General features: G+C 72.2%; 24 protein-coding genes. 15 read left to right on the top strand and 9 right to left on the bottom strand.

The genetic code is table 11. From position 1 onward, the window contains the following. The first annotated feature begins 328 nt into the window (after positions 1-328). Together ACP4J0_RS29895 and ACP4J0_RS29890 are read left to right on the top strand one after the other, a co-directional pair. The gene (locus ACP4J0_RS29895; protein ID WP_426601842.1) at positions 329-616 is read left to right on the top strand and encodes a hypothetical protein; all 288 of its coding nucleotides are present in this window, start codon (positions 329-331) and stop codon (positions 614-616) included. Further along, positions 613-1,011, top strand: coding sequence for a hypothetical protein (locus ACP4J0_RS29890; protein WP_426601841.1), 399 nt, complete (start codon positions 613-615; stop codon positions 1,009-1,011). Before ACP4J0_RS29895 ends, ACP4J0_RS29890 begins: the two co-directional genes overlap by 4 nt. Here the strand turns inward: ACP4J0_RS29890 and ACP4J0_RS29885 are convergent. From ACP4J0_RS29885 to ACP4J0_RS29865, 5 genes are all read right to left on the bottom strand, one after another. Further along, positions 1,002-2,450 carry a sensor histidine kinase gene (locus ACP4J0_RS29885; RefSeq protein WP_426601840.1) on the bottom strand — a complete coding sequence of 483 codons (1,449 nt, stop codon included), beginning with the start codon at positions 2,448-2,450 and terminating at the stop codon, positions 1,002-1,004. The genes ACP4J0_RS29890 and ACP4J0_RS29885 overlap by 10 nt on opposite strands. Further along, entirely contained in the window at positions 2,447-3,187 is a 741-nt protein-coding gene (locus ACP4J0_RS29880; RefSeq protein ID WP_426601839.1) for a response regulator transcription factor, read from the bottom strand. Before ACP4J0_RS29880 ends, ACP4J0_RS29885 begins: the two co-directional genes overlap by 4 nt. A gap of 143 nt (positions 3,188-3,330) precedes the next feature. Next, on the bottom strand, positions 3,331-4,521 hold the full coding sequence (locus ACP4J0_RS29875) for a S1C family serine protease (protein WP_426601838.1): 1,191 nt from the start codon (positions 4,519-4,521) through the stop codon (positions 3,331-3,333). A 96-nt stretch (positions 4,522-4,617) separates the two neighbouring features. Beyond that, the gene (locus ACP4J0_RS29870) at positions 4,618-5,640 is read right to left on the bottom strand and encodes a LacI family DNA-binding transcriptional regulator (protein WP_426525398.1); all 1,023 of its coding nucleotides are present in this window, start codon (positions 5,638-5,640) and stop codon (positions 4,618-4,620) included. A gap of 102 nt (positions 5,641-5,742) precedes the next feature. Next, positions 5,743-6,531, bottom strand: coding sequence for a winged helix-turn-helix transcriptional regulator (locus tag ACP4J0_RS29865; protein WP_426601837.1), 789 nt, complete (start codon positions 6,529-6,531; stop codon positions 5,743-5,745). 236 nt (positions 6,532-6,767) lie between these two features. Here ACP4J0_RS29865 and ACP4J0_RS29860 point away from each other — a divergent pair, with 236 nt between their 5' ends. From ACP4J0_RS29860 to ACP4J0_RS29830, 7 genes are all read left to right on the top strand, one after another. Then, entirely contained in the window at positions 6,768-7,616 is an 849-nt protein-coding gene (locus ACP4J0_RS29860) for an alpha/beta hydrolase (RefSeq protein WP_426601836.1), read from the top strand. A 62-nt stretch (positions 7,617-7,678) separates the two neighbouring features. Beyond that, on the top strand, positions 7,679-7,933 hold the full coding sequence (locus ACP4J0_RS29855; RefSeq protein ID WP_053133327.1) for a MoaD/ThiS family protein: 255 nt from the start codon (positions 7,679-7,681) through the stop codon (positions 7,931-7,933). Positions 7,934-7,936: 3 nt separating this feature from the next. Continuing rightward, entirely contained in the window at positions 7,937-9,247 is a 1,311-nt protein-coding gene (locus tag ACP4J0_RS29850; protein ID WP_426601835.1) for a hypothetical protein, read from the top strand. Positions 9,248-9,486: 239 nt separating this feature from the next. Further along, the gene (locus ACP4J0_RS29845; protein ID WP_426601834.1) at positions 9,487-10,224 is read left to right on the top strand and encodes a DUF2993 domain-containing protein; all 738 of its coding nucleotides are present in this window, start codon (positions 9,487-9,489) and stop codon (positions 10,222-10,224) included. A gap of 497 nt (positions 10,225-10,721) precedes the next feature. After that, a complete protein-coding gene (locus ACP4J0_RS29840) occupies positions 10,722-11,567 on the top strand; it encodes a sulfurtransferase (RefSeq protein ID WP_426525388.1) in 846 nt (281 codons plus the stop codon). 52 nt (positions 11,568-11,619) lie between these two features. Then, on the top strand, positions 11,620-11,907 hold the full coding sequence (locus tag ACP4J0_RS29835; protein WP_426525386.1) for a DUF1416 domain-containing protein: 288 nt from the start codon (positions 11,620-11,622) through the stop codon (positions 11,905-11,907). 125 nt (positions 11,908-12,032) lie between these two features. Further along, positions 12,033-12,308 carry a DUF3099 domain-containing protein gene (locus ACP4J0_RS29830; RefSeq protein ID WP_426601833.1) on the top strand — a complete coding sequence of 92 codons (276 nt, stop codon included), beginning with the start codon at positions 12,033-12,035 and terminating at the stop codon, positions 12,306-12,308. A gap of 21 nt (positions 12,309-12,329) precedes the next feature. Here ACP4J0_RS29830 and ACP4J0_RS29825 read toward each other — a convergent pair whose 3' ends face one another. Continuing rightward, entirely contained in the window at positions 12,330-12,692 is a 363-nt protein-coding gene (locus ACP4J0_RS29825; RefSeq protein WP_426601832.1) for a DsrE family protein, read from the bottom strand. 260 nt (positions 12,693-12,952) lie between these two features. On the opposite strand from ACP4J0_RS29825, the gene ACP4J0_RS29820 reads away from it, so the two are divergent. The 3 genes from ACP4J0_RS29820 to ACP4J0_RS29810 are packed head-to-tail and all read left to right on the top strand — an operon-like array spanning position 12,953 to position 14,993. Continuing rightward, complete coding sequence (locus tag ACP4J0_RS29820) at positions 12,953-13,528, top strand: FABP family protein (RefSeq protein WP_426601831.1); 576 nt, start codon at positions 12,953-12,955, stop codon at positions 13,526-13,528. A gap of 51 nt (positions 13,529-13,579) precedes the next feature. Continuing rightward, positions 13,580-14,017, top strand: coding sequence for a Fur family transcriptional regulator (locus ACP4J0_RS29815; protein ID WP_426601830.1), 438 nt, complete (start codon positions 13,580-13,582; stop codon positions 14,015-14,017). Between the two features lie 10 nt (positions 14,018-14,027). Next, positions 14,028-14,993, top strand: coding sequence for a YgfZ/GcvT domain-containing protein (locus ACP4J0_RS29810; RefSeq protein ID WP_426601829.1), 966 nt, complete (start codon positions 14,028-14,030; stop codon positions 14,991-14,993). A 162-nt stretch (positions 14,994-15,155) separates the two neighbouring features. On the opposite strand, the gene dtd is transcribed toward ACP4J0_RS29810, so the two are convergent. Further along, positions 15,156-15,581, bottom strand: coding sequence for a D-aminoacyl-tRNA deacylase (gene dtd, locus ACP4J0_RS29805; RefSeq protein WP_426601828.1), 426 nt, complete (start codon positions 15,579-15,581; stop codon positions 15,156-15,158). A 179-nt stretch (positions 15,582-15,760) separates the two neighbouring features. On the opposite strand from dtd, the gene ACP4J0_RS29800 reads away from it, so the two are divergent. From ACP4J0_RS29800 to ACP4J0_RS29790, 3 genes are all read left to right on the top strand, one after another. Continuing rightward, complete coding sequence (locus ACP4J0_RS29800; RefSeq protein WP_426601827.1) at positions 15,761-16,381, top strand: aerial mycelium formation protein; 621 nt, start codon at positions 15,761-15,763, stop codon at positions 16,379-16,381. A gap of 89 nt (positions 16,382-16,470) precedes the next feature. Then, entirely contained in the window at positions 16,471-17,523 is a 1,053-nt protein-coding gene (locus tag ACP4J0_RS29795) for an asparaginase (RefSeq protein ID WP_426601826.1), read from the top strand. Positions 17,524-17,827: 304 nt separating this feature from the next. After that, positions 17,828-19,084 (top strand): GNAT family N-acetyltransferase, encoded by a 1,257-nt coding sequence (locus tag ACP4J0_RS29790; protein WP_426601825.1) that lies wholly within the window; start codon positions 17,828-17,830, stop codon positions 19,082-19,084. Between the two features lie 179 nt (positions 19,085-19,263). Here the strand turns inward: ACP4J0_RS29790 and ACP4J0_RS29785 are convergent, their stop codons facing one another. After that, positions 19,264-19,449, bottom strand: a complete 186-nt coding sequence (locus ACP4J0_RS29785) for a hypothetical protein (protein WP_426526442.1) — start codon at positions 19,447-19,449, stop codon at positions 19,264-19,266. A gap of 502 nt (positions 19,450-19,951) precedes the next feature. Continuing rightward, positions 19,952-20,140, bottom strand: a complete 189-nt coding sequence (locus ACP4J0_RS29780; protein WP_426601824.1) for a hypothetical protein — start codon at positions 20,138-20,140, stop codon at positions 19,952-19,954. Positions 20,141-20,212: the final 72 nt, after the last annotated feature.

The raw sequence follows: 20,212 nt of genomic DNA, 5'->3' as shown, positions 1-20,212 counted from the left end.
CGGGCCTCTCGTGCGCAAGAGCGGTCATGGTGACGTCACCTCCTCAAGTGTGGGCTGGGTGTGCTCAGGGCACAAGCAATGCGATCACGGTAAGTACAGGGGCGTATCTGGCTGGTGATCACGGCCCGCGGAGGCCGCACGGCACTACCGGCTGGGCGACGGAACGGACGACGCCGCGGCCTGGGGGCGGGTCCGGGACCTAGTCGGGCGGCTGCGACCGCACGGGAAGGCGTCCCGGAGTCAAGTGGGGTGAGTGCCGTCAGTACCTTCGAGTGAAAGGGAACGACGGACGGCAGTCCGCTGGCTGTGGTGTGGTTATGGTGGCTCCATGGCAGAGAGTACGACCATTCAGGTGTCCCGTAAGGCCCGCGACCACCTCGCGCAGGTCGCCAAGGAGCGAGGCATGACCCTCGGCCAGCTGGTCGAGCAGCTGGCCTCGGAGCAGCCGACGGCGGAGCAGATCGCGGAGCGGGTGGCGGCCACGCGCACGGTGCTGCGTGAACGGCTGGGCTGCACACTCAGCGACGAGGAGTTCGACAGCGGACCGAACGTGCTGGCCAACATCTACGCGATGGCGGCGGACAAGACCCGGGCCTCCCGGGAGCACGCCGCGTGATCATTCTCGACGCGGGCGCGGCTCTGGCGCTCGCCCATGGCCACGAGGCCCTGCATCGCCTCGTCGACAACGTCGCGCACACGCCGGGTGACTGGCTGCACCTCCCGGCGCTGTGCCTCATGAAGGCCGAGGAGAGCGAGGCGAACGTCTCAGGCGCGCTGATGGCGCTTCCGGGCCTGCACATCGATCCGCTCGGCCAGGTCGCGGCCGCCACCGTCGGCGGGATGGTGCGGGACGGCTGGGGTGGTGCCGATACGTGTCACGCGCTCTACGTGGCGACGCCGCACCTGGACTCGGGAGGCATGTCGATCATCCTGACCGGTCGGGAGGACCTCTACCCACCGGGCTTCCTCACCGTCGACATCGACGCCCCCGGCATGCTCGGCTACCACTGACCCCCGTCGGCCGCGTTCGTCTCCGGCGGTGGTACCGGCGCCCCCGGCAGCCGCACGGTCGCCACGGTTCCGCCGGCACCGTCCTCGGCCGGGGTCAGGGTCACCTCGCCGCCCCCCTGCTGCACCGTCCGCGCCACGATCGACAGGCCGAGGCCCGAGCCGGGCAGGGCGCGTGCGCTCGGGGAGCGCCAGAAGCGGTCGAAGACGTGCGGGAGTTCGTCGACGGGGATGCCGGGGCCGTGGTCGCGGACGGTGAGGACGCCGTCGGCGAGGCGTACGTCGACGGTGCCGGACTCGGGGCTGAACTTCACCGCGTTGTCCAGGACGTTGACGACCGCGCGTTCCAGGGCGGCCGGTTCCGCGCGCACGTACCAGGGCCGCACGTCCGCCGTGATGGTCAGCTCCGGGCCGCGCAGGCGGGCGCGGCGCAGGGCCGACTCGACGACGTCGTGCCAGGCGAGGATGCGGGTGCGGCCCGTGTGCTGGCCGGTGTCGGGGCGGGAGAGTTCCTGGAGGTCGCCGATGAGCGCCGCCAGCTCCGTCATCTGGGCCTTGACCGAGGCGAGGAGGGCACTGCGGTCCGCCTCCGGGAGGGGGCGGCCGGTCTCCTCGCTGCGGGTGAGGAGCTCGATGTTGGTGCGGAGGGAGGTGAGGGGGGTGCGCAGTTCGTGGCCGGCGTCGGCGATGAGCTGCTGCTGCAGGTCGCGGGAGCTGGCCAGGGACGAGGTCATGCTGTTGAAGGAGCGGGAGAGGCGGGCGATCTCGTCCTCGCTGTCGTCCTCCACGGGGATGCGGACGGTGAGGTCCTCGGTGCGGGCCACGTGCTCCACGGCCCGGGTCAGTTCGTCGACGGGGCGCAGGCCGGTCCGGGCCACCCAGAGGCCGGCGGCACCCGCGCCGACGACACCGGCTCCCGCGACGAAGACGAGCACCAGCGCGAGGTTGCTGAGAGAGCCGTTCACCTCGCCCAGCGGACGCGCGGCGGAGACGGCGACGCCCGAAAGGTCGGGCACGGTGTAGGTGAAGACGCGGTACTGCGTGCCGTCCGACCCGGTGGCGTCGTGCAGCGCGTCGGAGGACGCGCCCTCGGCCACGGCGTGGTCGGCGTCGGTGAGCGGAACCTCCTCCGTGCCGATGATGAGGCAGCTGCCGCCCTTGCGGTCCACGAGCTGTACGGACGAGCCGAAGGGATTCTGCTCGTGGGTGACGGGGTCGTGGGCGCACAGGCCGGTGCGCAGGTTGACGTACTGGCTCACCTGCTGCCGGTCCATGCGGTTCGCCTTCAGCGCCTCGTCCAGCGAGTCCACCAGCACGCTCTTCACCACGAACCAGCACGCCACCGCCGCCGCCGTCACGGCGAACGCCACCGCCGCGGCCACCAGCAGCGCCAGGCGCGAACGCAACGGCAGCGTACGGAAGCGGCGGACCGGTCCTCTCACTCCGCGCCGCCCTGCCGCAGGACGTAGCCGACGCCGCGGACCGTGTGGACGAGGCGCGCCTCGCCGGCCGCCTCGGTCTTGCGGCGCAGGTACATGACGTACACGTCGAGGGAGTTGGAGGACGGCTCGAAGTCGAAGCCCCAGACCGCCTTCAGGATCTGCTCCCGGGTGAGGACCTGGCGCGGGTGCGCCATGAACATCTCCAGGAGGGTGAACTCGGTGCGGGTCAGCTCCACCGGACGTCCGCCCCGCGTGACCTCCCGCGTCGCCAGGTCCATGGTCAGGTCGGCGAAGGAGAGGGTGTCGTCGTCCTCGGCGGTGGCCTCGACGGCCGCCGCGTAGGAGCTGCGGCGCAGCAGGGCGCGGATACGGGCGAAGAGCTCGTCCAGCTCGAAGGGCTTGACCAGGTAGTCGTCGGCGCCGGCGTCCAGGCCGGTCACCCGGTCGCCGACCGTGTCGCGGGCCGTCAGCATCAGGATCGGGGTCGTGTCGCCCGCGCCGCGGATCCGGCGGGCGGCGGTCAGGCCGTCCATGCGGGGCATCTGGATGTCGAGGACGACCAGGTCGGGCCGGTAGGCCGCCGCCTTCTCCAGGGCGTCCGCGCCGTCGACGGCGACCTCGGTGCCGTACCCCTCGAAGGCGAGGCTGCGCTGGAGGGCCTCGCGGACCGCCGGCTCGTCGTCGACGATCAGGATGCGCTGGGTGTCACGGTCGCGGTCGCCGTCTGCGGGGCTCATGGCTCGGGGTCAGTCCTCGGGTGCGGTGGGATACGGGCGGTGGACACGGGCGGTGGGTACGCGCGGTGGGTGCGGGCGGTAGGTCGGTGCGGGCTGCCAACGCCTTCAGCGTCGCACGTCGCGTCGTACGGTTCCGTACCCGCTCAGCCGTCGGCGCCCGCTCGCAGCGCGGGCAGGTCGGCCTTGACGGTGTTGACCGGGATGGCGAAGCCGAGGCCGACGCTGCCCGCACCGGCGGAGGACTCGGCCGACGAGTACATCGCGGAGTTGATGCCGATGATGTTGCCGTTCATGTCGATCAGCGCGCCGCCGGAGTTGCCCGGGTTGAGGGAGGCGTCGGTCTGGATCGCCTTGTACGTCGTCGTGGACGAGCCGGTGTCGCCGTTGAACTCCTGACCACCGAACTCGAACGGCCAGCCGCCGCCCTGCCGCTGCTGTTGCTGCTGCTGCCCCTCGTCCGTCGAGACGGTCACGTCACGGTCCAGGGCCGAGACGATGCCGCTGGTCACGGTGCCGGTCAGGCCCTCCGGGGAGCCGATCGCGACGACCTGGTCGCCGACCCCGACGCCGTCGGAGTCGCCGAGCGTCGCGGCCTTCAGGCCGGAGGCGTTCTCCAGCTTGATCAGCGCGAGGTCCTTGCTGCTGTCGGTGCCGACGACCCGGGCGGTGTACTGCTTGCCGTCGCCGGTCGTCACCTTGACGGAGGAGGCGCCGGACACGACGTGGTTGTTGGTGATGATCTCGCCGTCGCCGGTGATGATCACGCCGGAGCCGGTGGAGGAGCCGGCGTTGGAGGTGGCGCTGATCTCGACGATGCTCGGGCTGACCGCCGCCGCGACCCCGGCGACCGTGCCCTTCTGACCGGCGGGCACCACGTTGGTGCTGGTGGCGCTGGAGACGACGGTGTCGCTGCCGGTCAGCTCCTGGATGCCGTACGCGGTGCCGCCGCCGACGGCCGCCGCGACGATCGCCACGGCCGCGAGCAGGGCGGCGGGGCCGCGACGGACCGTGCGCTTCCCGCGCGGCGGCTCGGGCTGCTCGAACTGGGAGGGCTGCTCGAACTGGGCAGGCGGCTCGAACTGGGCGGGCGGCTCGAACTGGGCGGGCGGCTCGGGCTGTCCGGGCTGAGCGGCCTGCGTGGGCTGAGCGGCCTGCACGGGCTGTCCGGGCTGAGCAGCCGCCTGCGCGGGCCCGGCGGGCGGCTGCGCCGGCGGGGGCGGCCACTCGGGGTTGACGGGAGAGGAGGCGTGCTGCTGGGTGCCCTGGTACGGACTGCCGTACGGGTTCTCGTGCGCGTGCTCGTACTCGCCGCTGCGGCGGAGGCTCTCGGTCATGTTCATGAGCTTCCCGCCCCCGTATGAGAGCGGTCTGAGTGCTGCCTGAGAAGCCCGGCAGAACCTCGTATGCCCGATATAAAGCCGTCCGTGAAGCTACTCGCAGCCGCAGGACTGCCGTACCACCAGCCGCGACGGGAACACCTTCAGCCGCTCCCGCCGTGAGCCCGCCACCCGCAGACCGTCGTCCAGGACCAGGTCCACGGCCGCCCGCGCCATCGCCGACCGGTCCGAGGCGACCGTCGTCAGCGGCGGGTCGGCCAGGTCCGCCTCCTTGATGTCGTCGAAGCCGGCGACCGCCAGCTCGCCGGGGACGTCGATGCGCAGCTCGCGCGCCGCGCGCAGCAGGCCGATCGCCTGGTCGTCCGTGGAGCAGAAGATCGCGGGCGGACGCCTGGGCCCGGAGAGGAGCTCCAGCGCCACGCGGTAGGCGTCGTAGCGGTTGTACGGCGCCTCGAAGAGCCGGCCCTCGGTGGAGAGCCCGGCCTCCTTCATCGCGCGCGTCCAGCCCTCGACGTGGTCGGAGACCGGGTCGCCGACGGACGGGGTCTCGGCGGTGCCGCCCATGCAGGCGACGTACTCGTACCCGTGCTCCAGGAGGTGGCGTACGGCGAGCTGGGCGCCGCCCAGGTCGTCGGTGACGACGGCGACGTCGTCGATGGCCTCGGGGCGCTCGTGCAGCAGGACGACCCGGGCGTCCCAGGCGTCGATCTCGGCGGCGGCCAGGTCGTTCAGGGCGTGGCTGACCAGGATCAGGCCGGAGACGCGCATCCCGAGGAAGGCGCGCAGATAGTGGACCTCGCGCTCGCCGACGTAGTCGGAGTTGCCGACGAGCACCATCTTCCCGCGCTCGGAGGCGGCCCACTCGACCGCGTGCGCCATCTCCGCGAAGAACGGCTGGCGCGCGTCCGGCACGATCAGGCCTATGAGGTCCGTGCGCCGCGACGCCATCGCCTGGGCGACCCGGTCCGGCCGATACCCCAGTTCCTTGATCGCGGCGAGTACACGCTCGCGCGTGGCCGGGGCGACCGGCCGGGGTCCGTTGTTGATGACATAGCTGACGACGGCGGTGGAAGTCCCCGCCAGTCGCGCCACATCATCCCTAGTCACCTTGGCCACGCGCGGAGTCTACGCGGATGGAACCGTACCGGGCAGGGCGTATCACACCTTGGTTCACACCTTGGTTCTCGCCCTGGTTCTCGCCCTGGTTCGCACCTTGGTTCACGCGTTGGCCGACGTCGCCTCCGCCGCGGTGTCCGACCCCGCTTCCGCCTGCGCCTGGGACCGGGCCTTCGCCTTCGCCTTGGCGTCCTCCGAGGCGCGCTCCGACTTCTCGGGCTTCTCCGGCGTGACGAAGCGGTAGCCGACGTTGCGGACGGTCCCGATCAGCGACTCGTGCTCGGGGCCGAGCTTGGCGCGCAGCCGCCGTACGTGCACGTCGACCGTGCGGGTGCCGCCGAAGTAGTCGTAGCCCCAGACCTCCTGGAGCAGCTGGGCGCGGGTGAAGACCCGGCCCGGGTGCTGGGCGAGGTACTTCAGCAGCTCGAACTCCTTGAAGGTCAGGTCCAGGACCCGGCCCTTGAGCTTCGCCGAGTACGTCGCCTCGTCCACCGACAGGTCACCGTTGCGGATCTCCATCGGGGAGTCGTCGCCGACGATCTGCTGGCGGCCCATGGCGAGGCGCAGCCGGGCCTCGACCTCCGCCGGACCGGCGGTGTCCAGCAGCACGTCGTCGATGCCCCAGTCGGCGGTGACGGCGGCCAGGCCGCCCTCGGTGACGACGAGGACCAGCGGACAGCTGAGCCCGGTGGACCGCAGCAGCTGGCACAGGCTGCGGACCTGGGGAAGGTCACGGCGCCCGTCGACGAGGATGACGTCGGCGCCGGGGGTGTCGACGAGGGCGGGTCCCTCCGCCGGGGCGACGCGCACGCTGTGCAGCAGCAGGCCGAGGGCGGGGAGCACCTCCGTCGACGGCTGGAGGGCGTTGGTCAGGAGCAGCAGCGAACTCATCGCGCCCCACCTGCCCGGGTCGTCCTGCGGTCGTGCACGTTTCGCTCGCCCATAACGTCTGGTTCCTCCTGGGTCCCTGCGAGGACGTTTACGGCACTGCTTCGTACAGGTGCGGACCCCGTTGGCCGTGGGGCCCACCGCGCGTCCGGGAGATGAACGCCGCGCGTCGCTCCCGGAAGCACAAAAGGACCCGGGGGCTACGTTGCCCGAGTCCTCTGCCCAGCAGAATAGCCGACATGAGGAACCGACCGGCGGGTCATGTGGCGCGTCCCACCCATCGTCCGCATCCCGAGACGCCCCGCGGGACGCCGCGCCGCACGCCGTCACGCACCTTCCTGCGCGCATCCGACGGGGTCCGGATCGACGCCGTGTACGAGCCCGGCGCGGTCGGCCGCGAGGCCGCTGACCTGGTGTTCGTCATCGCGCACGGTTTCACGGGCGACGCGGACCGCCCGCACGTACGGCGGATCGCGGCGGCGCTGGCGCGCCACGGGGCCGTGGTCGCGTTCTCCTTCCGCGGGCACGGCGCGTCCGGCGGCCGGTCCACCGTCGGCGACCGCGAGGTGCTCGACCTGGCGGCGGCGGTCACCTGGGCGCGCGGTTTCGGGCACGCGCGCGTGGTGACCGTCGGCTTCTCCATGGGCGGCTCGGTGGTGCTGCGGCACGCCGCGCTGTACGGCGCCGACAGCGAGGCGCGTACGGACGCCGTCGTGTCGGTGAGCTCCCCCGCCCGCTGGTACTACCGGGGGACGGCGCCCATGCGCCGGCTGCACTGGCTGGTGATGCGCCCCGCCGGGCGCCTGGTGGGCCGCTACGGCCTGCGCACCCGTATCCACCACCGGGACTGGGACCCGGTGCCGCTGTCGCCGGTGGAGGCGGCGGGGCGGATCGCGCCGACACCGCTGCTCGTCGTCCACGGCGACCAGGACGGCTACTTTCCCCTCGACCACCCCCGGATGCTGGCCGAGGCCGCCGGTGACCACGGCGAACTGTGGCTGGAGCCCGGCATGGGCCACGCGGAGCACGCGTCCGACGAGGACCTGCTGCGCCGGATCGGCGACTGGGCCGCGTCCCGGGCGGGCTAGCCTGCATGTGTTCACTGCCGGTCGACACGGACGCCGATCGGCACCGGCGACGAAGGATGCAGATGGCAAAGGTCACGGTGCGCTACTGGGCCGCCGCGAAGGCCGCGGCGGGGGTGGCCGAGGAGCCGTACGAGGCGGCCACGCTCGCCGACGCGCTCGGCGCGGTGCGCGAGCGGCACCCCGGCGAACTCACGCGCGTGCTGCTGCGCTGCTCGTTCCTCGTCGACGGCGACCCCGTGGGCACCCGCGGGCATGAGACGGTACGGCTGGCCGACGGCGGCACGGTCGAGGTGCTCCCGCCGTTCGCAGGAGGGTGAGCGATGACCAACCAGCCGCATCAGCCGCATCAGCCGCATCAGCAGCATCAGTCGTACGAGGGGTACGAGGGGTACGAGGGGTACGACGCCCAGGCGTGGCCCGCGCAGCAGGCGCAGCAGGCGTACCAGGACGGCCAGGGTTACCAGGACCCGGACGCGGCCCAGTACACGCAGCAGTGGCAGGGGCAGACCTGGGAGACCCAGGTGCAGCCGCCGGTCTCCGCCGAGGAGACGGCGTATCTGCCGCCCCTGTCGACGCAGCCGCCACACGGCCATCAGGAGCCGACGGGCACGCCGTACGGGACGACCGGGGGCTACGCAGCACAGCCGCAGCCGCAGCCGTATCCGTCGCAGCCGCAGCCGCACCAGGCACAGTCACCGCCGTACCAGGCACAGCCGCAGGCCTACGCGCCCCAGCCCCACTCCCAGCCCCACTCCCAGCCGTACGAACCCCCTGCGCCCGACCCCGTGCCCGCCCCCGCGCCCTCCGCCCCCGAACCCTCCGCCCCCGCGGCCTCCGACGCGCCCGGCTACGGTCCCGCGACCATCGCCGGGAACACCCGGATCACCGACGCGCAGCGCGCCCGTGCCGAAGGGCGTTCGCCGATCATCGACCCGGGGATGCAGCCGGCCGGGCTCACCGCGCTGCTCGGGCTGCTGCTGGCCGGGTCGGCGGCGCTCGGCACGTACGCCCTCCTCGTCCCGCTCGTCGCCCTCCAGGCCGTCACCGCGGCGGGCTGGTTCCGTCTGAACGGCATGTGGCCCGCCCGGCAGGGCATCGCGCTGGGCTTCGCGGGCGCCCTGGCCGCCGACGCGGCGATGCTGGTGTCCGACCGTTCCCCGGCGGCGATCCTCGGCACGCTCGGGGTGTGGGTGCTGCTGTCGCTCGTCCTGCAACTGCGCTCGCACGCCGACCCCGACGAGCGGATGTACGGCCTGATGGCCACCGTCGCCGCATCGGCCCTGGCGGTCGTCGCGGGCGGGTACCTCGCCGCCGACGCGGACGCGGTGACCGTCGGCGCGATCGCGGTGGCCGTCGCCGTCGTGGTCCGCGCCCTGCCGCTGCCGACGCCGGTGTCCGTGGTCGCCGCGCTGCTCGCGGCGGCCGGGGCGGGGATCGCGGTCGGCTCGATGACGGACTTCGGGACGTCGGGGGCGCTGCTCGGCGCGGGAGCGGCGGTGTGCGCGCTGATCGGCCACCGGGTGGCGGCCTACGACTACCCGTCCCGGTTCGTCCACTTCACGGCGGGCGTGGCGCTGCCCCTCGCGGCCGCGGCACCGGCCGTGTACGTGCTCGGCCGGGCGTTCGGCTGAGCCGCTGAGCCACCGCCCCGGGCCGTACGCTCCCCGGGCGGGGGTTCCCCGGCCGCGGGTGCTCCCCGGGAGTGGCGCTCCCCGGCCGCGGCGCTCCCCGGGCCGCGCCGGGCCGCCCCCTGTCACAGGTGATCGACAAAACCCCGGTGGCCCTTCCCTGCCGCGTTACCCTCGCGCTGTACGGCCGCCGGCCGTCGGGGGACCGTCGTCGTTGACCGCCCAGGGTTGAGGAACACCGCATGCGTGCACTGCGAATACTGCTGATCGTCGTCGTGATCCTGGGCGGACTCTTCGTGATCGCGGACCGCTTGGCGGTCAACTTCGCCGAGGGTGAGGCGGCGGACCAGCTGCGCAGCACCGAGAACCTGGCCTCGGCGCCGGACGTCTCCATCAACGGCTTCCCCTTCCTCACCCAGGTCGTCGGCGGCGAGCTGGACGACGTCGAGGTCGGCATCGACGACTACGAGGCGTCCACCGGCAACGGCGGCGAGAAGATCATGATCGACAACCTGCGCGCGAACATGAAGGGCGTCGAGTTCTCGAGCGACTACAGCTCCGCCACCGCCGCCACCGCCACCGGCACCGCGACCGTCGGCTACGACGAGCTGATGAAGGCCGCCAAGTCCGAGCCCACGGCCATCGCGCCCGGTATCACCGCCAAGGTCATCGGCCTCTCCGACGGCGGCAACGGCAAGATCAAGGTGTCGCTCGCGGCCACCGTGATGGGCGTCGACGTGCCCCAGCCGGTCGAGGTGCTCAGCACGGTCACGGTCAAGGACAACGACGTGGAGGTCGTCGCCGAAGGCCTGCCGGAGATCGGCGGCAAGCAGCTCGCCGAGTCCCGGATCCGGGCGATCACCGACTTCCAGCAGTCCATCGACGAACTGCCCGGCGGCATCGAGCTGGACAAGGTCGAGGCGGCGAAGGACGGCGTCGAGATCTCGGTGAAGGGTTCGAACGTCGTGCTGGCCGGGTAGGACGACGTTCGGCCTGCCGGGTGACGACGGCCCGGCTGCCGGGCAGGGCGACGGCCGGCTGCCTGAGAGGGCGACGGCCGGCTGCCGGAGATGGGCGGCGAACGACGACCGGGCGTCCGACAGGCGAGACGGCACCGTCCGTACCGCAGATGGAGCGCCGGTCGTCCTGCGTCGGGCACCCTTCGACGGCACTCCCCAACCCTCCGTTGTCCCGCATCGCGGACGATCATGTCTCACCATGCGACACGTCGGTGACATGGCCCACCGTCCGTCCCTACGATCGGGACTCATGAAGCGACAGGCGGATCTCACGAAGCGGCGGGCAGTGGACCTGTGCCGCGTTGCCGCCATGCTCTGTCGCACCTTCTGAGCGGACGGCGACGCCGCCGTCCGGTCCCCCTCACCGCCCTGGTCAGGGCACCCGCGCGCCGCTCCGGCCCGAGCGCGCACACCGTCTCACCGCACGCCCCGCCGCCAACTGCCCCGGAGGAGAAATCATGAGCCGCAGCGACGTACTGGTCGACGCCGACTGGCTGCAGGACCACCTGGACGACCCGAGCATCGCCATCGTGGAGGTGGACGAGGACACGTCCGCCTACGAGAAGAACCACATCAAGAACGCGATCCGGATCGACTGGACCCAGGACCTCCAGGACCCGGTCCGCCGCGACTTCGTCGACCAGGAGGGCTTCGAGAAGCTCCTGTCGGCCAAGGGGATCTCCAACGACCACACCGTGGTCCTCTACGGCGGCAACAACAACTGGTTCGCGTCCTACGCCTACTGGTACTTCAAGCTGTACGGCCACGACAACGTCAAGCTCCTCGACGGCGGCCGCAAGAAGTGGGAGCTGGACGCCCGCGAGCTGGTCGACGGCGCCGACGTGCCCGAGCGCCCCGCCACCGACTACAAGGCCAAGCCGCAGAACACCGCGATCCGCGCCTTCCGCGACGACGTGGTCGCCGCCATCGGCGCGCAGAACCTGGTCGACGTCCGGTCGCCCGACGAGTTCTCCGGCAAGCTGCTCGCCCCGGCCCACCTTCCGCAGGAGCAGTCGCAGCGCCCGGGCCACGTCCCGTCCGCCCGCAACATCCCGTGGTCGAAGAACGCCAACGACGACGGCACCTTCAAGTCCGACGACGAGCTCAAGGCGCTCTACGAGGACGAGCAGGTCGACCTGGCGAAGGACACCATCGCCTACTGCCGCATCGGTGAGCGCTCGGCCCTGACCTGGTTCGTCCTGCACGAGCTGCTGGGCGTGGAGAACGTCAAGAACTACGACGGCTCCTGGACCGAGTACGGCTCCCTCGTCGGCGTGCCGATCGAGCTCGGCGCGGCCAAGTAAGCAAGCGGGTAGTGCACCCGACCGACCTTTCCCAACCCTTCAGGAGTACGACATGTGCGGAGCGAAGGCCGGCGGCCCCGACGCCTCGACGATCAAGCCGGGTGAGACCACGATCCAGGGCCAGGTGACCCGCGACGGCGAGCCGGTGACGGGCTACGTCCGTCTGCTGGACTCCACCGGCGAGTTCACCGCGGAGGTCCCGACCTCCGCCACGGGCCAGTTCCGGTTCTACGCGGCCGAGGGCACCTGGACCGTACGGGCGCTCGTCCCGGGCGCCAGCGCCGACCGCACGGTCGTCGCCCAGCCGGGCGGGCTGGCCGAGGTCGCGATCGCCGTCTGACGGCCAGTGACGGCCGGAGGGCCGCACCCCGAGGGTTGGACGCCGCCCGGGGTGCGGCCCTCCGGCATGTCCGGTACCGCGTCCGGGCTCCTGTCGGGTCCCGCGTCCGGACCTACCCTGGACGTATGTACGCACGGCGGCGGCACATCTACTTCGTGATGATGGGCGTCTGCATCGGGCTGTTCGTCCTGGCCTGGGGCGTCGTCCGTCTCTGGTCGGTCCCCGCGGCCGTCGGCATGTGCGTGGTCGCCATGGTCATCCCCCCGCTCGCCGCGGTCGTCGCCAACCGCCGCGGCCCCGACGACCGCTGGTGGGACGACCCGTCGGGTGACGCCCAGTCCGACGAGTGGTGGGACGAGCTGGACGGCAGGAAGGGACCACGGCACCAGGACCGGCCCTGAACCGCCCCGGACGCCAGCCGGTCAGTAGACCAGCGCCTGCGTCTCGTCCCCCAGCGCCTCCTGCACGAAGACCTGCGCGCCCGCGATCCGCACGCCGTCGAGGACGTCCTCCTCGGTGATGTCGCGGCGGGCCGCGCACTGGGTGCACAGGGTCAGCCGGCCGCCCGCCAGGACCGCGTCCAGCAGGTCGGGCAGCGGCGCGGCGTGCGGCAGCTCGAACTCGGCCGCACGGCCCGGCAGCGCGAACCACGCCGACTCGCCGGTCAGCCACAGGGACACGTCGACCCCGCTGGCCACGGCCACCGCCGCCACCGTGAACGCCTGAGAACACCGCTCGGGCGCGTCGGCGCCCGCCGTCACCTTGATCACGAGCTTCTTCGCCATGGCCGCATCGTACGGCGCACGGGAGGGCCCACCTCGCAAAGTGACGCCGCCCCGGGCCGCGTAAGCTGGGCCACGGCCTTGTGCACGTAGCGCACCCGGCGCACGCACCGCACTCCGCTTTACCGAGGAGCACCCCGTGGAGATCTTCTTCGAAGCCCTGCTGGTCCTGGTCTGCGTCGGCGTCCTCGCCTTCGCCGGTCTGACCGTGAAGAAGCTGTACCAGGGCCAGCGCTGATCACCGACGCCAGGAAGTACCGCTCATGATCGAGATCCCGTCCGACCTCCACAAGGACCTCGTCCCCCTCGCCTTCCTGCTCGGCGACTGGGCGGGCGCGGGCGTGCACGACTTCCCCGGCGCCGAGAAGTGCAACTTCGGGCAGGAAGTCTCCTTCACCCACGACGGCCGGGACTTCCTGGAGTACCGGTCCCACACCTGGGCCCTCGACCAGGACGGCAACAAGGTCCGCCCGCTGGAGTCCGAGCACGGCTTCTGGCGCATCGACGCCAAGCGCAAGGTCGAGGTGACGATGACCCGCGACGACGGCGTCATCGAGATCTGGTACGGCGAGCTGGCCGCCCAGAAGCCGCAGATCGACCTGGTGACGGACGCGGTCGCGCGCACCGCCGCCTCCCGGCCCTACACCGGCGGCAAGCGGCTGTACGGCTACGTCAAGAGCGACCTGATGTGGGTCGGCGAGAAGCAGACCCCCGAGGTCGAGCTGCGCCCCTACATGTCGGCGCACCTGAAGAAGGTCGTCACCCCGGAGGACGTCGAACGCTGGGCCAAGGCCCTGCCCGACGACATGCCCGACGACGGGATCGCCTTCTTCAAGTAGGCCCCTTCGGATTTCAAGTAGGTCCCCCGGAGAGGTCCTAGACTCGTGGGTGTGGTGAGCACCGACTGGAAGAGCGACCTCAGGCAGCGCGGCTACCGGCTGACCCCGCAGCGGCAGCTGGTGCTCGAAGCCGTGGACACCCTGGAGCACGCGACCCCCGACGACATCCTCGGCGAAGTGAGGAAGACGGCGTCGGGGGTCAACATTTCCACCGTCTACCGCACGCTGGAGCTCCTGGAGGAGCTCGGGCTGGTCAGCCACGCCCACCTCGGGCACGGTGCGCCCACCTACCACCTGGCCGACCGGCACCACCACATCCACCTGGTCTGCCGGGACTGCACCAACGTGATTGAGGCCGATCTGTCGGTGGCCGCCGAGTTCACCGACAAGCTGCGGGAACAGTTCGGCTTCGACACCGACCTGAAGCACTTCGCGATCTTCGGCCGGTGCGAGGACTGCTCGCTGAGGGGTTCAACTACCGAGTCGTAGGCTAGGGCGTATGAAGAGCCCCCTGCTGTCCCTGCCCGGCGCCGTCCCCGCCGAGGGCGTGGACGAAGGCGTCGCCGCCCACTACGGCGACCTGTTCCGCGAGCAGCGCGCCCTCGCCGACGGCACCGGCTTCGTCGACCTCTCCCACCGCGGTGTCGTCACCGTCACGGGCGACGACCGGCTGACCTGGCTGCACCTGCTGCTCACCCAGCACGTCAGCGAGCTGCCGGCCGGCGAGGCGACCGAGGCGCTGATCCTCTCCGCGAACGGCCACATCGAACACGCCCTGTACCTCGTCGACGACGGCACGACCGTCTGGGCCCACGTGGAGCCCGGCAGCCAGGAGGCGCTGATCGCCTACCTGGAGTCGATGAAGTTCTTCTACCGGGTCGAGGTCGCCGACCGCACCGCCGACATCGCGGTCGTGCACGTGCCGGCCGGCTCGATCACCGAGGTCCCCGAGGGCGTCGCCGTCCGGGAGACGCCGTACGGCCGTGATCTCTTCCTGCCGCGCGAGGACCTGGAGGCGTTCGCGGCGCAGGCGGGTCCGCCTGCCGGGATCCTGGCGCACGAGGCGCTGCGCGTCGAGCAGCACCGTCCCCGCCTCGGCTTCGAGACCGACCACCGGACCATCCCGCACGAGCTGGGCTGGATCGGGACGGCGGTCCACCTCCAGAAGGGGTGCTACCGGGGGCAGGAGACCGTCGCCCGGGTGCAGAACCTCGGAAAGCCGCCGCGCCGCCTGGTCTTCCTGCACCTCGACGGCAGCGAGGTCCACCTGCCGGGGCCCGGCGCGGAGATCCGCCTCGCGGACGACGGCCCCGACGGCCGCAAGATCGGTTTCGTCACCACGTCCGTACGCCACCACGAGCTGGGCCCGGTCGCCCTCGCCCTGGTGAAGCGGAACGTGCCGGTGGACGCCCGGCTGATGGCCGAGGAGACCGCGGCCGCCCAGGAGACGGTCGTAGAGCCCTGAGCGGGCGCTGATCCCCGGGAGCTCCGGGAGTACCGGGAGCCTGGGAGCCCTGGGAGTACCGGGAGCCCCGGGGGTACCGGTACTCCCGGGGCTCCGACAGCCCTGCGGGCCCGGGTCTCCCAGCGGGGCTCTGCGGGCCCGAGGTCCTGCGGGCCCTGGGCGTCAGACCTCGACGATCACCGTGAACGGGCCGTCGTTCGTCAGCGACACGCGCATCCGGGCGCCGAAACGGCCCGTCGCCACGGTCGCGCCCAGCGCGCGCAGCTGGGCGACGACCTCGTCGACGAGCGGCTCGGCCACGTCGCCGGGCGCGGCGGCGTTCCAGGTGGGGCGACGGCCCTTGCGGGCGTCGCCGTACAGCGTGAACTGGCTGATCACCAGGAGCGGGGCGTCGACGTCACTGCACGACTTCTCGTCGTGCAGCACCCGCACCGACCAGAGTTTGCGGGCCAGCTGCGCCGCCTTTTCCTTGGTGTCGTCGTGGGTGACACCGACCAGGACGCACAGGCCCTCGCCGTCGATCGCTCCCACGGTCTCGCCGTCCACGACGACGCTCGCGCCGTCCACCCTCTGCACCACCGCACGCATCCCGTCATGATGCCGTGTCCCCCCGGGGCGTCCGCAAACGGGCCCGTACGGGGTTTCTTTTCGCTCTCTAACCCCCCATCTGGGGCCGATCGGGGCTGATCATGGGCACTCGGTCACATAGCGGCCACTTGGGGTGGCACGATGCTCCCAGACGCCGGTCGAGGGGACGGTTGATGCACATGGGAACACCGAGTACGGGGCAGCCGCTTGGGACTGTCGCGTTGACATATCCGGGTGGCCTGGAGGCGCCCCGGCCGCCCGTGCAGCGCACGGACAGTCCGGAGCTGCCCGCGGATCCTCCGGGGCACGACCTGACCGCGCTGAGCCTGCCGGAGCTGCGCACCCTGCGCCGGGACGCGCAACGCGAGGAAGCCGACCTGAGTTACGTGCGGCGGCTGCTGCAGGGGCGTATCGACATTCTGCGTGCGGAGCTGGCGCGGCGCCGTCCCGCGTCCGTGGTGACCACCGCGGCGAGGGGGTCCGTCGTCGAGCGGCTGTCGGAGATCCTGACCGACGCCCCGGCCCGGCAGCGTTCCTCCGCCCGCCATGTGACGCTCGGCACGCCACGCAGCGAGGAATGCCGACGGCTGGCCGCGGAGATGCTCGGCGAGGTGGAGCTGTCCGACCTGACGGCCCGCACCGACGCCGAGCTGACCGCCGGGACGGGGCGGCTCGTGCGCTACGAGCAGCAGGTGTCCCGGCGGAGGCAGCGCCTCCAGCGCACGGCCGACGACTGCAGCGCGGAGATCGCACGCCGGTACCGTGAGGGGGAAGCACAAGTCGACGACCTGCTCGTGTGACGCGTGGGGCGGCCTCCGGGCCGCCCTCCGGGACCCGGCGATCCCGGGGTGTCACCGCGGTGGGTCACCCGTCCGGAAGGCCACCGCCGATGCCCGCGCCGCAACCGTCCCAGCCGTCCCAGTCACAGCCCCAGTCGGCCCGGCCCCAGTCGGCCCGGTCCCAGCCGGCCGAGCCGGCGCCCACGTCCGCGCTCTCTCCCGTCGTCCCGCCCGTCCTCGCCGAGGTCGTCCGGTCCGGCTTCGTCGAGGGGCGGCACCGGGGCAGTCTGGTCGTCCTGGGCGCCGACGGGGCCGTGGAGCTGGCGCTGGGGGAGGTGACGGCGCCGGTCTTCCCGCGCTCCGCCAACAAGCCGATGCAGGCGGCGGGAGTCCTGCGGGCCGGTCTCGACCTCACGGGGGAGCGGCTGGCGCTGGCCGCCGCGAGCCACTCCGGGGAGCCCTTCCACCGCGACCTGGTCCGCAAGATGCTGGACGAGTACGGCCTGGACCCCGCCGCGCTCCAGTGCCCGCCCGACCTGCCGCTGGACCCGGAGGAGCGGGACACGTACCTGGCGTCGGGCGCGGCGCCCGACCGGATCACCATGAACTGCTCCGGCAAGCACACCGCGATGCTGGCGGTCTGCGCCCAGCAGGGCTGGTCCCCGGAGACCTACCTCGACCCCGGCCACCCGCTGCAGCGGATCATCCACAGGGTTGTGGAGGACGCCGCGGGCGAGCCGGTCGCCGCCGTCGGCACGGACGGGTGCGGGGCGCCGCTGATGGCGATCAGCCTGGTCGGGCTGGCCCGCGCCTTCCGCTCCTTCGTCCGCGCCGAACCCGGCACGGCCGAGCGTCGCGTCGCCGACGCGATGCGCGCCCACCCCGAGTACGTCGCGGGCACCCGCCGCGCCGACACCTGGCTGATGCGCGAGGTGCCCGGCACGCTCTCCAAGATGGGCGCGGAGGCCGTGCAGGCGGTGGCCCTGCCCGACGGCCGCGCCCTGGCCTTCAAGGTCGAGGACGGCGCGACGCGGGCCCTGGGCCCGGTACTGGCCCGTGCGCTGACGCTGATGGGCGTGGAGGCGCCGGTGGTCGACCGCATCGGCCGTACGCCCCTGCTGGGCGGCGGACGCGAGGTGGGGGAGATCCGGGCCGCCTTCTGAGGGGGCAAGGCAGGAACAAGGGCCGGGGCAGCGGGCCGGGGACGGGGCGGTCGTCGGGCGGTGCGGCGCCGATCGGTGCCGCACTGAGTGGGGTGCCGAGCGTGGCACCGAGTGGGGTGCCGAGCGCGGCGCCGACCGGAGCCGTTCGCCCCGGCGGAACGGCGCCCAGGCGGCCCGGCGGAACGGCGCCCAGGCGGCCCGGCGGCGGGGCGGCCCGGCGGCGGGGCGGACGCTGCCGTCGCGGGCCGGTCCGGCCCGGCAAAATCGTGCGACGCCGGCGCGGTCGCCGACCTACCGTGAGCACATGACGCGCCCCGCCGACATCGACGTACGTCCCATAACCGAGGCCGAGTTCCCCGACTGGCACCGTGCCCTGAACACCGGGTTCCTGATGCCGCCCGCCGTCACCGCGGAGCAACTGGAGGCCCGCCGCAACCTGTTCGTGCCCGGCCGGTCGGCCGGCGCCTTCGACGGTGAGCGCTGCGTGGCGACCTTCCGGTCCTTCGACCAGGAGATCACCGCCGTCGGAGGCGCCCTCGTCCGGGCCGACGCGATCTCCAACGTCACCGTCACCGCGACCCACCGCCGCCGCGGCCTGCTCACCCGCATGATGGCGCGGGACCTGGCGGCGGCGAAGGACCGCGGGGACGTCGTCGCGACACTGATCGCGGCCGAGTACCCGATCTACGGCCGCTACGGATTCGGCCCCGCCACCACCATGACCGAGTGGACGGTCGACGTGCCGCGCGCCGGCCTCGACCGGCGCTGGGCGGCCCCGGAGGACGGCGGCCGGATCGACCTCGTGGACGGCGAGGACGTCCGGAAACTCGGCCCCGAGCTGCACGAGCGGCTGCGCCGGGCCCAGCCGGGCGCGGTCAGCCGGGCAGAGCTGTGGTGGCTGACCCGGACCGGGGTGCTGAACCTCAACGGCTCCCCGTGGACCGAGCCCTTCTACGCCCTGTACCGCTCGGCGGACGGCGCGGTCGAGGGCTTGGCCGCGTACAAGGCCGACGACCACTGGGGCGACGCCAAGCAGCCGCTGAACACGGCGACCGTCGACTGGCTGCTGGCCGTGACACCGGCCGCCGAGCGCGCCCTGTGGCACTACCTGTGCTCGATCGACTGGGTCATGACGGTGAAGAGCGGCTGGCGGTCCCCCGACGACCTGCTCCCGCACCTCCTGCCCGACCCGCGCGCGGCCAGGATCACCACGCAGGCGGACTGGCTGTGGGTGCGGATCCTGGACGTCGTACGGGCGCTGGAGGCGCGCACCTACGAGGGGCGGGGCTCCCTGGTGCTGGAGGTCGTGGACCGTGGCGGGCTGACCGGCGGGCGGTGGCGGCTGGAGGCCGGGCCGGACGGGGCGGCCTGCACGCCGACCACCGAGAGTGCCCAACTGGTGCTCGACGTGGGCGAGCTGGCGCCGCTGTGGCTGGGCGACGAGTCGGCCGTACGGCTGGCCGCGCTCGGCCGGGTCCGGGAAGAACGAGCGGGCGCCGCCCGTGTGGCCGACGCCCTGCTGCGTACGTCCAGGCGGCCTTGGTGCCCGGACATGTTCTGAGAGTGGCTCCCTTCTGCCGGTGACGGTGGGTGTGCGCATCCGTAGCGCGCTCTTCAGTTGTGGTGCTGCGTTGCTGTGCTGCATTCAGTTGTGGTTGTGGTTGTTGTGCGGTGGTGCTGACTGACTGTCCGGGCTCCCGGCTCCCCTCCGGAAGGGGGCCCGGACAGCAGTACGTCGGTTCAGCCGGACTGGGCGAGCAGCATCACGAGGATCACCGCGCCCACACCGCCGATCATGGTGTTCCTCGCCTTGATGCCGATGGACAGCGCGACGAACGCGATGATTCCCATCGGCCCGTACTTCCATTGCACGAGTTGCTCGAACCCGATGGCCAGAGCGGCGACGACGATGGCGATGAGCGGCATGGTGGTCCCCTGTCACCTTGGTGGCCAACCCTCGAAAGGTGTGACCACATTGCTCAAGTTGGTTGCCAACTTAGCCTTAGTTATTCCTACTTGGGAACGTCCTGTACCCACCTTTCCGCGAACTTCCCAAAGATGGCGGGAAGTTGCAGTGATCGGTCACGGAGCCGAAACGGAACCCCCGCAGCGGGCGGTGCGCCCGGACCGGGACCGGTCGTCCGCGGCCGGGGCGTCGCTCCCTCGCGTCGGACCGGCCGGCCGTCGAGTGCGGCGCCGAGTGCGCCGCCGCCCGTCGGCGACCTGCTCGTTCCCCGGCCGGAATGGCTGAACGGCCGCGCGCCCGAGGGGCCCCGCGGCCGTCGCGCCCGACTCCGGCGGGACCCCGGCCGTGCCCGGCGAAACACCGTGCCGGGCCCTTTCGGGGCGGCCGAAACCGGCCAAGGTCGGCAGGTGCGTCTCTTCGCGTCCCGCGCCATCGGCCTGTTCGCCGCCGGCCCGCCACCTGTCACAGCGCCGGCCCCGCGACGAGGAGGGCCAGCACCACCGCGCCCGCAGAACTGACGGACGGGCTCTTCGCCTTGATGCCCAGGGTGAGCAGGAGCAGGCCGATGATGCCAGTGGCGCCGTACCGCCACTGGAGGATCGCCTCGAAGGCGACGACGAAGACCGTGGAGACGAGCGTGAGGACGGGCATGGTCTTTCCCCCCTTCGGAAGTCTGGGAAGGAACTTCCGCCAACTAGACCAAGTTGGCAACCAACTTCTGTT

This window comes from Streptomyces sp. WG7 (assembly GCF_049975785.1).
GTDB lineage: Bacteria > Actinomycetota > Actinomycetes > Streptomycetales > Streptomycetaceae > Streptomyces.
Note: the sequence above shows the minus strand (reverse complement) of the source record. Positions and strands in the feature narration are given on the sequence as shown.

Bases quoted from the DNA above. Each gene is read 5' to 3' on its own strand.
- ACP4J0_RS29895 (WP_426601842.1), top strand. From the start codon at position 329: ATGGCAGAGAGTACGACCATTCAGGTGTCCCGTAAGGCCCGCGACCAC.
- ACP4J0_RS29880 (WP_426601839.1), bottom strand. From the start codon at position 3,187: ATGAGCCCCGCAGACGGCGACCGCGACCGTGACACCCAGCGCATCCTG.
- ACP4J0_RS29875 (WP_426601838.1), bottom strand. From the start codon at position 4,521: ATGACCGAGAGCCTCCGCCGCAGCGGCGAGTACGAGCACGCGCACGAG.
- ACP4J0_RS29865 (WP_426601837.1), bottom strand. From the start codon at position 6,531: ATGAGTTCGCTGCTGCTCCTGACCAACGCCCTCCAGCCGTCGACGGAG.
- ACP4J0_RS29860 (WP_426601836.1), top strand. From the start codon at position 6,768: ATGAGGAACCGACCGGCGGGTCATGTGGCGCGTCCCACCCATCGTCCG.
- ACP4J0_RS29855 (WP_053133327.1), top strand. From the start codon at position 7,679: ATGGCAAAGGTCACGGTGCGCTACTGGGCCGCCGCGAAGGCCGCGGCG.
- ACP4J0_RS29850 (WP_426601835.1), top strand. From the start codon at position 7,937: ATGACCAACCAGCCGCATCAGCCGCATCAGCCGCATCAGCAGCATCAG.
- ACP4J0_RS29845 (WP_426601834.1), top strand. From the start codon at position 9,487: ATGCGTGCACTGCGAATACTGCTGATCGTCGTCGTGATCCTGGGCGGA.
- ACP4J0_RS29840 (WP_426525388.1), top strand. From the start codon at position 10,722: ATGAGCCGCAGCGACGTACTGGTCGACGCCGACTGGCTGCAGGACCAC.
- ACP4J0_RS29835 (WP_426525386.1), top strand. From the start codon at position 11,620: ATGTGCGGAGCGAAGGCCGGCGGCCCCGACGCCTCGACGATCAAGCCG.
- ACP4J0_RS29830 (WP_426601833.1), top strand. From the start codon at position 12,033: ATGTACGCACGGCGGCGGCACATCTACTTCGTGATGATGGGCGTCTGC.
- ACP4J0_RS29825 (WP_426601832.1), bottom strand. From the start codon at position 12,692: ATGGCGAAGAAGCTCGTGATCAAGGTGACGGCGGGCGCCGACGCGCCC.
- ACP4J0_RS29820 (WP_426601831.1), top strand. From the start codon at position 12,953: ATGATCGAGATCCCGTCCGACCTCCACAAGGACCTCGTCCCCCTCGCC.
- ACP4J0_RS29810 (WP_426601829.1), top strand. From the start codon at position 14,028: ATGAAGAGCCCCCTGCTGTCCCTGCCCGGCGCCGTCCCCGCCGAGGGC.
- dtd (WP_426601828.1), bottom strand. From the start codon at position 15,581: ATGCGTGCGGTGGTGCAGAGGGTGGACGGCGCGAGCGTCGTCGTGGAC.
- ACP4J0_RS29800 (WP_426601827.1), top strand. From the start codon at position 15,761: ATGGGAACACCGAGTACGGGGCAGCCGCTTGGGACTGTCGCGTTGACA.
- ACP4J0_RS29795 (WP_426601826.1), top strand. From the start codon at position 16,471: ATGCCCGCGCCGCAACCGTCCCAGCCGTCCCAGTCACAGCCCCAGTCG.
- ACP4J0_RS29790 (WP_426601825.1), top strand. From the start codon at position 17,828: ATGACGCGCCCCGCCGACATCGACGTACGTCCCATAACCGAGGCCGAG.
- ACP4J0_RS29785 (WP_426526442.1), bottom strand. From the start codon at position 19,449: ATGCCGCTCATCGCCATCGTCGTCGCCGCTCTGGCCATCGGGTTCGAG.
- ACP4J0_RS29780 (WP_426601824.1), bottom strand. From the start codon at position 20,140: ATGCCCGTCCTCACGCTCGTCTCCACGGTCTTCGTCGTCGCCTTCGAG.